Raw genomic sequence first — 12,622 nt, forward strand, 5'->3', positions numbered from 1 at the left:
ATTTTTTGACACAAATAAGAGTGTTGATAAAAGATTAGCTATTTAGCTAAATTTTATTGAAATTTACAATTCTCAAAAAAAAGACATACATGCTGCTTTATATTCGATTAATTAAAGAAAGTTTTGCTTTTGCGATGAACGCTTTGCGAAACAATAAACTGAGAACAATGCTTTCACTACTAGGTGTAACCATTGGAATTTTTTCGATTATTGCGGTATTGGCTGCGGTCGATTCTTTGGATAAAAAAATACAAAGCGATATTAGCGGACTTGACAATCGTTCGATGTTTTTGTTTAAATATAGTTTTGGTCCAAGCGATGTTCCTGATTGGAAGATGGATCAGTTTCCCGATGTTACTTATGACGAATATACTTTTATCAAAAATAATGTTGATGGCGTTGAAAATGTATGTTTTCAATATTTTACAGCCAATGAAAATGTAAAATTCGAAGAGAAAACGGTTAGTCTTGTTAGTGTAAAACCGTGTACGTATGAATTTGTGGATATTGAAAAATTAGAATTTGCCGACGGACGATTTTTTAATGAACAAGAATCAAATTCAGGAAGAAATTGTATTGTGATTGGACATGAAATTGCCGAAGGCTTGTTTGGAACTACTAATCCAATAAATAAAGAAATTCGATTGTATGGACAACGATTTATAGTTATTGGCGTGTTGAAAAAAGTAGGCGAACGAATGATTAGTTTTGGTTCAAATCCTGATACTACGGTTTATCTTCCGTTGAATAAAGTTCGAAATATGTTTGGTGACAACAGCAATTGGTTTACGCCAATTATTGTGATAAAACCAAATGAAACAGCCGATTTAGATGATGTAAAAGGCGAAATTCAGCAAAAATTACGATTAAAAAGAGGTTTAAAATATGGTGAGATTGATAACTTTTTTGTTAATATTCTTAAAGGTGCAACCGATCAAATTCAAGCCTTTATTGGTAGTTTGAAAGTTGGTGGATGGATAATTTCTGGGTTTTCATTGTTGGTTGGCGGATTTGGAATTGCCAATATTATGTTTGTTTCTGTAAAAGAACGAACCAATTTAATTGGAATTCAAAAATCTCTTGGTGCCAAAAATAAATTTATCTTGTTTCAGTTTCTTTTTGAAGCGATAATTCTTTGTGTCATTGGTGGTGCCGTTGGTTTATTATTGGTTTGGATAATTGCTGTGATTTTAACCAGCGCACTTGATTTTGAATTTGTACTTAGTTTTTCAAATATTATGTTAGGAACTGGTTTAGCAGCAACTATTGGATTGATTTCGGGGATTTTACCTGCTATTTCCGCTTCAAAACTCGATCCAGTGGAAGCGATTAGAAGTGGAATGTAGTGGTTTTTACGGCTATTTTTCTGTAAATTATCTTTAAAAAACTGCGCAAAGTCAGAAGACATTTGCGCAGTTTTTCTAAGAATTCTTTGAAGAGTTTTGGATTGTTATTCCCCAATTTTGGAGATCTTTCGAGTTTATTTTTGTTTTTTTAAAAGTGTTTAAGTCATTAATTTCAAAAAAATTCTGAGGATTTGTAATATATTTTTTTGGAATTAAAAAGAGATTATAATCTTGAGATTGTATTTTTGAATTTATCAATTCTGTAAAATTGCTTTTTAATTTCAAGAATTTTTGAATATCAAAACAATATCTTGTATCTAGCGTTTGTTCTAAATATTCTTGAAAATTAGTGTCTTCAAAATTCAGAATTTTTATCAAATATAGGTCACTAATAAACTTCATATTGAAATTGTCAATGTCATTATTCAGTTCAACTGCTTTTTTTTTGTATTCTTGCGCTAATTCAAAAGGTTTTATAGAATATTCAGAAAGACCAACAACACCTTCTCGAAAATTATACTGTCCGATATTTACGTCATAATATGCGGACATTGTATCGTTGTCTCCAACTTTATTTCTGTAAGTAACTACAAATTTTGAATTTATTTGTCCAAATAATTTTGTAGTACTTAAAAGAATTGGCTTTAAATCATCAGAAACATCTTTAGATTTAAAAGCAAGTTTTAATTTGATTTCGGAAATCACTTGTTTTTTCCAATCTTCAATATTTGTTTTGATATGATATAATTTCCCAGCTAATATTTTGCCATAGTTATAAATTAAAAATTCTTTCTCTGAACCGTAAATTTGCTCGCATAAAAAAATATATTCACGTTTCAATAGTCGGGTAGAAAGATAAAATTTTTTGTTTGGATATTCTTCTCTCAATATTTTAACTAAATCAGCATTATAAAGAGGTTTTTTTAAAAATTTCTCAAATCCTTCTATAGTTAAACTTTTATCATAAAATTGATATTCTTTCATCAGATTTTAAAAATGGTTTAATGATATGTTTTTTAATTGTTTATAGCTTATAAATAAGTGCATATCCTATTTTAACTTTAGTCATGAATGTAATATATTGTTGTGACTTATTAAGCTATTTAACAAATATAAACAAAAAACACAAAGTCATCGCTTTGTGTTTTCTATAAAAATATAAACTAAAATCTATTTTTTCTTAGCGGCATTTTTATCATAATGCACAAAAATATTAATGTAAATATTTCGGGATAATCGAGCGGTAACTGGCGTTAAAACGACCAATGCAATAATGATAGCAATAAACGCTTCTACTAAACTTAAACCAAGAAAAACTTTTGCAATAATAAAAGCGGCAACGCCAATCGCAACGGTTAGTCCATAGCTAACATACATTGCGCCATAAAAAAACGACGGTTCTATTTGATATTGTAATCCGCAGTGGCTACAAGTTTCGTGCATGTCATATAATTTTGAAAGATGATAAGGGTTTTTTTCAACATACATACTTTCTTCCTGACATTTAGGGCAACTTCCTGTTAAAATACTATTTAGTTTCGATCCTTTTTTTAACATTTGCAAAAATTTTCTACAAAGGTACTTTATAGAAATCTTTTGAATGTAACTTTTGTAACAAATAATCATGTTAAACATACATAATTTATCGGTTTCGTTCGGCGGAACGTATCTTTTTGAAGAAGTAACTTTTCGTCTTGGTGCTGGCGATAGAGTAGGTTTGGTTGGAAAAAATGGCGCAGGAAAATCAACGATGCTAAAAATTTTGGCTGGTGATTTCAAACCTGATTCTGGTCAAATTGCTACAGAAAAGGAAGTCAGAATTGGTTTTCTTCGTCAAGATATTGATTTTGAACAAGGAAGAACGGTTTTGGATGAAGCTTATCAAGCTTTTGAAGAAATAAAAAGAGCCGAATTAAAAATTGACGAAATCAATCATCAATTGGTTACTCGAACCGATTATGAAAGCGCTTCTTACTCCGAATTGATTGAGCAATTAAGCGATGTTCAACACCATTATGAAATTCTTGGCGGATACAACTACGTTGGCGATACCGAGAAAATTCTTTTAGGATTAGGTTTTAAAAGAGAAGATTTTAACAATCAAACCGATACATTTTCCGGCGGATGGAGAATGCGTATTGAGTTGGCAAAATTATTATTGCAATCCAATGATATTTTGCTTCTCGATGAGCCAACAAACCATTTGGATATTGAAAGTATTATTTGGTTGGAAGGTTTTTTGAGAAATTTCCCTGGCGTTGTGGTGATTGTTTCTCACGATAAAATGTTTTTGGACAATGTAACCAATAGAACTATCGAGATTTCTCTCGGAAAGGCTTATGATTTTAATAAACCTTATTCGCAATATTTAGTTTTAAGAGAAGAAATTCGCGAAAAACAGTTGGCTACGCAAAAAAATCAAGCTAAGAAAATAGAAGAGACTGAAAAGTTAATCGAAAAATTCCGAGCCAAAGCTTCCAAAGCATCGATGGCGCAATCGTTAATTAAAAAACTTGATAAAGTAGAGCGAATTGAAGTGGATGAAGATGATAATTCGGTGATGAGTATTTCGTTTCCCGTTTCTCAAACTCCAGGAAGAGTTGTTGTTGAAGCGGAACATGTAACGAAAGCGTATGGCGAAAAAACAATTTTGAAAGATATTTCACTTTTGGTAGAACGCGGAAGTAAAATTGCCTTTGTTGGTCAAAATGGTCAAGGAAAATCTACGTTTATCAAAGCGATTGTTAACGAATTTGAATATGAAGGTTCAATAAAACTCGGACATAATGTTCAGTTGGGTTATTTTGCCCAAAATCAAGCGGAATATCTTGACGGTGAAAAAACACTTTTGGACACCATGCTCGAAGCCGCAACTGATACCAATCGTTCTAAAGTTCGCGACATGTTGGGTGCATTTTTGTTCCGTGGCGATGATGTGGAGAAAAAAGTAAAAGTGCTTTCTGGAGGTGAACGAAATCGTTTGGCATTATGTAAATTATTGCTTCAACCTATCAATGTTTTGGTGATGGATGAGCCAACAAACCATTTGGATATAAAATCTAAAAATGTGTTGAAAGCAGCGTTGCAAAAATATGAAGGAACGTTGCTTTTAGTTTCCCACGATAGAGATTTCCTTCAAGGAATGTCGAATATTGTTTATGAATTCAAAGATCAAAAAATTAGAGAATATCTTGGCGATATTAATTTCTTCTTAGAACAACGAAACGCAATGAACATGCGCGAAATTGAGAAAAAAGATGTAGTAAAAGAAACTCCAAAAGTGGAAAAGAAAAACTTGTCTTTTGAAGAACAAAAATCGCAAAAAGCATTACAAAATAGGTTATCCAAAATAGAAAGCCAAATTCAGCAGTTGGAAAAAGACATTCAGAACGATGATAAAGAATTGGCTTCTAATTATGATAAACACATCGAAAATGCTTCTTTTTTTGCAGCATATGAAAGAAAAAAGAAAGATTTAGAAAAATTATTAGAAGAATGGGAAACCGTTCAGTTGGAACTTGAATCGTAATATTTTTAGAATTAGTTACACCTTGTGAACTTCGTGAAAACTTTGCGAACTTTGTGGTTAAATCAACTCGCAACTTTAAATTCGTAACCCGTAACTTACTTGAAAGGATGCCGTTGTTGCCAAGCTAATGTTGGTTCCAGTTTTGGAAAAATCTTCGGAAGAAATTTATTTACTAACGAATTCGTGTGATAAATAAATCCCGACATCATAACAGGTTTAGCGCCAATGGAACTTTTAATTTCCAAAGCCGTTCGACCAAAAATAATTCGTCCAAAGTTATTTTCAATCGCAAATTCAGTCATAGTATAAAGCATGTTCAAATAGAGCATGCTTTCTTTTTGCACTTTTTCGTCATAACCCAAGAAATAGGTTTCCAAAGTATTTCCGTTTAATAGAATAGTGTGAAAACCAACTAAATCTTCATTTTTGAAATAACCAATGATTTTGAAACGGTTTCCGCATTGTTTTTTAAACGTTGAAAAATGATTCTTGGCTAAGAAAAAAGTATTAAACGGAGCATTTTTGGCAACATAATAATACAAATCATAAATGCGATTTTCGTGCTTAATTGTTTCTTCCAATGACAATTCACGAACTGTAATTCCTTCAATTTTTTTGTGAGCTCGTTTGTATTGATCACGATATTTTTTTGAAAAAGCAGCAACATAATCTTCTTTCGTTTTCCAATGAGACGGAATTTTGAAAATCATATTGGGTTGTGTATTGAACTCATAAATAGTTGAAAAAGTATTTGTTTTGAGTTCGTTGGCACAATCTTGATAAAAATCTTTAAAGGAAACAATGTGAATTTTTGTCTTTTGTTTTTTGAAATAAGAGATAATTTCTTCGGAACAAAGTAGAAGTAACTTTCCAATTTCATCAAAACTGATGTCTTTCTTGAACTGATAACCATTTTGTCCTGTAATCATGTTATTTCCAAGAAATAAAACATGAGATGCAAAATTCTTGAAAACAAAATTTCTAACAGAAGTTTTTAAACATTTGTCTCTTTCGCCAAATGATTCTAATTTGTTTAAATTTAGATATTGTGCCAAAGCAATGCCAATAAGCTTTGTCTCTTCGAATATTCCAATAAAAAAACATTGCATATTTACAGGTGCCGATTTTTCCAGTACATTCAAATACTGTGTTTGTAGAAAAACATTGTCATAGGCAACAACATCCCAATCATTTGGGAGATTTTCAACTGAAGTGTAAATTTTAAAAGTGTAATTATTCACAAACAAAAAAATCGCTCCACAAATGTAGAGCGATTGTTATTTAATAAAATGTTAAACTATTCCCAAGCGCAAATAATTCCTCCCATTAAGGTTAGTGAAACAATCCAATAACCAGCATTTATTAGAATATATTTCCAAGATTTTTGTTCAAATAAACTGTTTATGGCAGTTATTGGCAATGCAAAAAACAATCCTGTCATAAAACCATGCAAAGCACCATGTTGAAAAGTTCGGAATGCATCACCATAATCAGCTAGAAAAGCGGCATAAGATGGTTTTGCTGTTGCTACAAATTCTGGTCCGCCAATCATTCCTAATGCGCCAAACTGATGTATAACTAATACTGGCAACAAGAAAGACAACATCAAAGAATAAAAAATAGTTAATCCAAAAACCTTCAACATGTTTGATTTTTGGGCTTTTTCTTCAGTCATTCCTGTTTCTTTCATCCAAATGGTTCCAAATACTTTTGGGTTGTACCAAATGAATCCTACTAAAAGTGTTATAAATGAGGATACTAAAACTGCGTAAAAATTAAAAGGCATAATTTCAATGTTTTATTGGTTAGTATATCAAATGTATTAAATTCTTTTTTAATAAAAAATTTAATTTAAACGTGTTATTTATAAGAAAAATATTCAAAAAAATACTAAAACAATGCATTTCAACGATTATTTTTGACTTTAAACGATGTTTGTATTAATTTTACAATGTCATTAAGTCCAAATCTATACACAAATTATTATGAAAACAATATTTACTTATTTCGCATTATTATTTTTATCGGTATCGATGTTTGCAGAAATTTCTTCAAAAGAGAAAAATGCATTATTAAAATTATACAAATCTACTAATGGCTCAAAGTGGATAAATACATGGAATTTGAAATCATCACCAAGTACTTGGTATGGTGTTGAAGTAAAAAACGATAAAGTGGTTTCTCTAAAATTGATGAACAACAATTTGGTCGGACAATTGCCAAGCGAAATAGGCGATTTGACTTCGCTAGAAGAATTGAATTTATTTAGAAATGATATTAGTGGAGTTTTGCCAACAACAATAGGTAATCTTAAAAGTTTGACTAAATTAAATGTGTCCTTTAATAAACTATCGGGAAGTTTGCCAAATACGATAGGAAGCTTGACGAAAATAAAATCTATTGAGCTTCATATGAATAGATTTACAGGTCAATTACCTGAAAGCATCGGAAGTTTGTCTTCATTGGAAGTGCTTTCTTTGTTTAATAATGAAATCGAAGGAGAAATTCCGGTATCTTATTATCAGTTAAAATCATTAAAGGAATTATTGTTGAGCAGTAATAAGTTAACAGGAAGCTTAAGTTCTGAAGTTTCAAATCTTTCTTCATTGGAAAATCTTAGTTTGTTTGAAAACAAAATGGAAGGAACTGTTCCATTTGATTTGGAAAAATTGAAAAATTTAAAAGAAATGAATATTTCATATAACATGTTTAATGGTTTTGTTTCAAAAAATTTAGCAAAATTAGATACATTAAATATGACAATGATAAACGAACAAGGTGTTGCTTCAACACTAAAAGTAAGCATTGACAAAAACTCAGCTTACGCTGCGGATGAGTAGTCATGATTAAATTTTGATTGGGTTAGTAAAAGAAATGTCTCGAGAAATCGAGACTTTTTTTGTTTAGTATGGCTAGTTTTTAATCATTCTTTGATAGAATTGTATCAATGTTTTTGTTTTAAATGAATTAATTTTACAATATCTATATTTTTTATAATGACACCAAAATCAATTTTAGTTTTCTTTTTACTCTTTTTTGTGCAATTTATATTTGCAAATGAAAATCCTTCAGAAACCAATAATTTTATCTTTAAAGGAAGAATCGAAAAAACTTCAGAAAAAAGCGGATTTTTAATTTCTTCAGCAGCATCAGTAACTTTTTCATACAAAGGAACATCAACAGATTATTATTTAAGTACCAATGATTCTTTTGAACATGATAATTATTTTGTGCTTGAAGTTGACGGTCAATACAAAGGTAGATTTATCGTTAAATCAGGAAATGCACAAAAATTTTCTGTTGAAAGTAACGACAATAAAATTCATGTAGTTACAATCTACAAAGCAACCGAAGCCGCAAATGGAACTGTTTTTTTTGATGGAACAAAGACTAAAAATATCGTTTCAACATCTATTCAAACCAAAAGGAAAATTGAATTTATTGGCGATTCTATTACTTGCGGAATGGGAAATGATTTATCAATTCCGTGTCATACTAATCATTGGTTTGATCAACACAATGCCTATTTAGCTTATGGACCAGTTTTAAGCAGAAAGCTAAACGTAGATTTTCTTCTAAGTTCTATTTCAGGAAACGGGATGTATCGCAACTGGAATTCCGAAAATAATGAAGAAACTGTTTTACCCGATGTTTATGATAATTTATATCAAAAAAAAGACAGTTCAAAACCATTTCCAACCGATTTTCAACCCGATTTGGTAAGTATTTGTCTTGGAACAAATGACCTTTCGGATGGCGATGGAACAAAACAGCGTTTGCCTTTCAATAAAGAAAAATACATTTCAAATTATATCAATTTTATAAAAAATATATACAAGCGATATCCAAATACTAGAGTTGTTTTGCTAAACAGTCCAATGGTTTCTGGCGAAAAAAATATACTTTTAGTTTCTTGTTTAAAAGAAGTTATTGCAGCTTTTAAAGATGATAAAATCCATAAACCAATTGGACTTCTTGAGTTTAATGAAATGAAGCCAAAAGGATGTGATTATCATCCTGATGCTGAAGACCACAAAGTGATTGCAGCTCAAATGGAAGACTATTTTAAAAAACTATTAAATGAATAAGATACTATTTTTTATTGTAGTAATGATTTTTTCCAATGCAATTTGGGCAAATGTCTCGTTACCAAATATTTTTTCTGACAATATGGTTTTACAACGCAATTCCGAAATAAAAATTTGGGGTTGGGGAAATCCAAAAGAAGAAATAAAAATTACGCCAAGTTGGAAAAATCAAGAATACAAAGTAACAACAGATAGTTATGCAAATTGGCAAATTACAATTCCAACACCAAAAGAAGGCGGACCATTTTCTATAACATTCAAAGGTTATAATGAAGTAGTTCTTAAAAATATTTTAATAGGCGAAGTTTGGCTTTGTTCTGGGCAATCTAATATGGAAATGTCTGCTGCTTGGGGAATTGAAAACGGTGACGAAGAAGTAAAAAATGCCAATTATCCAAACATTAGATTTTTTACTGTTCCAAAACTTACTGCTACTACGCCACAAAATAATTTGCTAGGAAACTGGACAGAATGTTCGCCAGAAACGATGAAAAATTTTAGTGCTGTGGCTTATTTTTTTGCTAAACAATTACAAAAAGATTTAAAAAATGTTCCAATTGGATTGATTTCTTCTAATTGGGGTGGAACTTCTGCAGAAGTTTGGATGCCAGAAACAGCGTTTAAAAATGAACCCGATTTACTAAAAGCAACGGCTGATTATAAACCAAATGAATATTGTCCTGTTGAACCAACACGAACTTTTAATGCCATGATTAATCCGATAGTTGGTTTTAAAATAGCAGGAACAATTTGGTATCAAGGCGAAAGTAATGTAGGTTCGACTATTTATGATAAAACTTTTTCAAGATTGATTACCTCATGGCGAACACTTTGGAAAGATGATTTTCCCTTTTATTTTGTTCAAATTGCACCGTATCAATATGGCGAAAATCATTTTGGCGGTGCAGAAGTTAGAGATTTTCAAAGACGAACGTTACAACTTCCAAAAACAGAAATGGTTGTAACTTCGGATATTTCGCCAACGGATGATATTCATCCAAAAGATAAAAAATCAGTTGGAATTCGTTTAGCTAATTTAGCATTGAACAATCATTACAAAACAAGAAATGAATTAGTAAATGGACCACTTTTTAAAGATTTTAAAATCGAAAAAAATAAAGTAATTGTAAATTTTGATTATTCAGACGGATTGTATTTTAAAGATAAAAAAGCCAATCAATTTGAAATTGCTGGAGTTGACGGTGTTTTTCATCAAGCCAAAGCCGAAATAAAAAATAATCAAGTTATCTTGCAATCCAAAGAAGTAAAAAATCCAACAAAAGTACGTTTCGCTTGGACAAACACAGCGCAATCGCAACTGTTTAATAAAGCCAATTTACCAGCATCAACATTTATTTCAGAATAAAACAACTATGAAAATAACAACAATATCAATACTTACGCTTTTTGCAGTCACAACTATGAACGCACAAAATAAAGCCCATTTAGATAAAACTAAGCCAATAGAAGAACGCATCGATTTGTTAATGAAACAAATGACTTTGGAAGAAAAAGTGGGACAAATGAACCAATACAATGGTTTTTGGGAAGTAACTGGTCCAGCACCAAAAGGCGGAACAGCCGAATTAAAATATGAACATTTAAGAAAAGGTTGGGTTGGTTCAATGTTGACCGTTCGTGGCGTTGATCAAGTTCGTGCTGTGCAAAAAATAGCGGTAGAACAAACTCGTTTGGGAATTCCATTAATTATTGGTTTTGACGTTATTCACGGTTATAAAACACTAAGTCCAATTCCTTTGGCGGAAGCGGCAAGTTGGGATTTAGCAGCCATAAAAAAATCGGCACAAGTAGCAGCAGCCGAAGCTTCAGCATCAGGAATTAATTGGACATTTGGACCAATGGTCGATATTTCTCGCGAAGCACGTTGGGGAAGAGTTATGGAAGGCGCTGGCGAAGATCCATTTCTTGGAAGCAAAATCGCAGAAGCTAGAGTGAAAGGTTTTCAAGGCGATTCGTTTGGCGATTTAGAAAAAGTGAACACGATTGCTGCCTGTGCAAAACATTTTGCGGCTTATGGTTTTTCTGAATCGGGTAAAGAATATAATACGGTTGATATTGGAAATGCAACGCTTTACAACACAGTTTTGCCTCCATTTAAAGCGGCAAAAGATGCAGGAGTTCGAACGTTTATGAACTCGTTTAATATTCTGAATGGAATTCCAGCAACGGGAAATAAATTTTTACAACGCGATATTTTAAAAGGTAAATGGAATTTCAATGGTTATGTTATTACGGATTGGGCTTCGATTAGAGAAATGATAATTCACGGTTTTGCAGCTGATGGAAAAGAAGCATCGCAACGAGCTGTTGAAGCTGGTGCTGATATGGATATGGAATCGCATCTTTATGTAGCCGAATTAGTGAATTTGGTCAAAGAAGGAAAAGTAGATGTAAAATTAGTTGACGATGCGGTTCGAAGAATTCTTAGAGTAAAATTTGAATTAGGACTTTTCGACAATCCATTTTTATATTGTGACGAAAAAAGAGAAAAAGAAACAGTTGGAAGCAAAGCCAATAATGATACTGTTTTAGACATGGCAAAAAAATCAATTGTCTTGTTGAAAAATGAAAAAAATCTACTTCCGTTGAAAAAATCAGGACAAAAAATAGCTTTGATTGGTGCCTTGGCAAAGGATAAAACAAGTCCTTTAGGAAGTTGGCGCATTGCCGCAGAAGATAATTCGGCAGTTTCAGTTTTGGAAGGAATGCAACAGTACAAAGGCAATCAATTAACTTATGAAAAAGGAGCTGATTTGACTGTAGGGAAAACCACTTTTGTTGATGAATTAGTTTTCAATACAACTGATAAATCAGGTTTTGAAGCCGCAAAAAAAATAGCATCAACTGCCGATGTTGTCGTGATGGTTTTAGGCGAACATGGTTTTCAAAGTGGTGAAGGAAGAAGCAGAACAAATCTTGATTTGCCTGGTGTTCAGCAAGAATTGTTAGAAGAAATTTATAAAGTAAATCCAAATATTGTTTTGGTTTTAAACAATGGTCGTCCGTTGGCTTTGCCTTGGGCAGCCGAAAAAATTCCAGCCATTGTTGAAGCATGGCAATTGGGAACACAAACTGGAAATGCTGTGGCGCAAGTGCTTTATGGTGATTATAATCCAAGTGGGAAATTACCAATGAGTTTTCCTAGAAATGTTGGGCAATGTCCTATTTATTATAATTTTCACAACACCGGAAGACCAACAAATTCTGAAAATAATGTTTTTTGGTCGCATTACACCGATGTCGAAAAAACACCGCAGTTTCCTTTTGGATTTGGATTAAGTTACACCACTTTTGAATATAAAAACTTAAAATTAGATAAATCAACCTATTCAAAGGGCGAAAAAGTAAACGTTTCGGTTGAGCTAACCAATACTGGATATTTTGACGGAAAAGAAGTCGTTCAGCTTTATATTAGAGATGTTACAGCAAGTTTGTCAAGACCTGTGAAAGAATTAAAAGGATTTGAATTAGTAGAATTGAAAAAAGGAGAAACCAAAACCATTCGTTTTACATTAACCGAAAATGAACTTGGATTTTTTGATAATAATGGAAACTATTTGGTTGAACCTGGAACTTTTAAAGTCTTTGTTGGAACTAATTCTGATGAAGTAAAAGAAACAGAATTTGTTTTAAAGTAA

At 31.8% G+C, this 12,622-nt stretch carries 10 protein-coding genes; 6 read left to right on the forward strand and 4 right to left on the reverse strand.

Features of this window, described 5'->3' with window-relative positions:
* Positions 1-89: 89 nt before the first annotated feature.
* Positions 90-1,346, forward strand: a complete 1,257-nt coding sequence (locus G6042_RS09680) for an ABC transporter permease (RefSeq protein ID WP_169524231.1) — start codon at positions 90-92, stop codon at positions 1,344-1,346.
* 75 nt (positions 1,347-1,421) lie between these two features.
* Here G6042_RS09680 and G6042_RS09685 read toward each other — a convergent pair whose 3' ends face one another.
* Entirely contained in the window at positions 1,422-2,330 is a 909-nt protein-coding gene (locus tag G6042_RS09685) for a hypothetical protein (RefSeq protein WP_169524232.1), read from the reverse strand.
* Between the two features lie 186 nt (positions 2,331-2,516).
* The gene (locus tag G6042_RS09690; protein WP_169524233.1) at positions 2,517-2,903 is read right to left on the reverse strand and encodes a DUF983 domain-containing protein; all 387 of its coding nucleotides are present in this window, start codon (positions 2,901-2,903) and stop codon (positions 2,517-2,519) included.
* A 67-nt stretch (positions 2,904-2,970) separates the two neighbouring features.
* Here G6042_RS09690 and G6042_RS09695 point away from each other — a divergent pair, with 67 nt between their 5' ends.
* Entirely contained in the window at positions 2,971-4,875 is a 1,905-nt protein-coding gene (locus G6042_RS09695) for an ABC-F family ATP-binding cassette domain-containing protein (RefSeq protein WP_169524234.1), read from the forward strand.
* Positions 4,876-4,970: 95 nt separating this feature from the next.
* Here the strand turns inward: G6042_RS09695 and G6042_RS09700 are convergent, their stop codons facing one another.
* Together G6042_RS09700 and G6042_RS09705 are read right to left on the reverse strand one after the other, a co-directional pair.
* The gene (locus G6042_RS09700) at positions 4,971-6,116 is read right to left on the reverse strand and encodes a GNAT family N-acetyltransferase (protein ID WP_169524235.1); all 1,146 of its coding nucleotides are present in this window, start codon (positions 6,114-6,116) and stop codon (positions 4,971-4,973) included.
* A 56-nt stretch (positions 6,117-6,172) separates the two neighbouring features.
* The gene (locus G6042_RS09705; RefSeq protein WP_169524236.1) at positions 6,173-6,661 is read right to left on the reverse strand and encodes a DUF1761 domain-containing protein; all 489 of its coding nucleotides are present in this window, start codon (positions 6,659-6,661) and stop codon (positions 6,173-6,175) included.
* Positions 6,662-6,860: 199 nt separating this feature from the next.
* Between G6042_RS09705 and G6042_RS09710 the strand changes: the two genes are divergently transcribed.
* From G6042_RS09710 to bglX, 4 genes are all read left to right on the forward strand, one after another.
* Entirely contained in the window at positions 6,861-7,715 is an 855-nt protein-coding gene (locus G6042_RS09710; RefSeq protein WP_169524237.1) for a leucine-rich repeat domain-containing protein, read from the forward strand.
* A gap of 156 nt (positions 7,716-7,871) precedes the next feature.
* Positions 7,872-8,963 (forward strand): SGNH/GDSL hydrolase family protein, encoded by a 1,092-nt coding sequence (locus G6042_RS09715; RefSeq protein ID WP_169524238.1) that lies wholly within the window; start codon positions 7,872-7,874, stop codon positions 8,961-8,963.
* Entirely contained in the window at positions 8,956-10,329 is a 1,374-nt protein-coding gene (locus tag G6042_RS09720) for a sialate O-acetylesterase (protein ID WP_169524239.1), read from the forward strand. Before G6042_RS09715 ends, G6042_RS09720 begins: the two co-directional genes overlap by 8 nt.
* Before the next feature lie 7 nt (positions 10,330-10,336).
* Positions 10,337-12,622 carry a beta-glucosidase BglX gene (gene bglX / locus G6042_RS09725; RefSeq protein WP_169524240.1) on the forward strand — a complete coding sequence of 762 codons (2,286 nt, stop codon included), beginning with the start codon at positions 10,337-10,339 and terminating at the stop codon, positions 12,620-12,622.

The organism is Flavobacterium solisilvae (assembly GCF_012911605.1).
In the GTDB taxonomy this organism is placed as follows: Bacteria; Bacteroidota; Bacteroidia; order Flavobacteriales; family Flavobacteriaceae; genus Flavobacterium; species Flavobacterium solisilvae.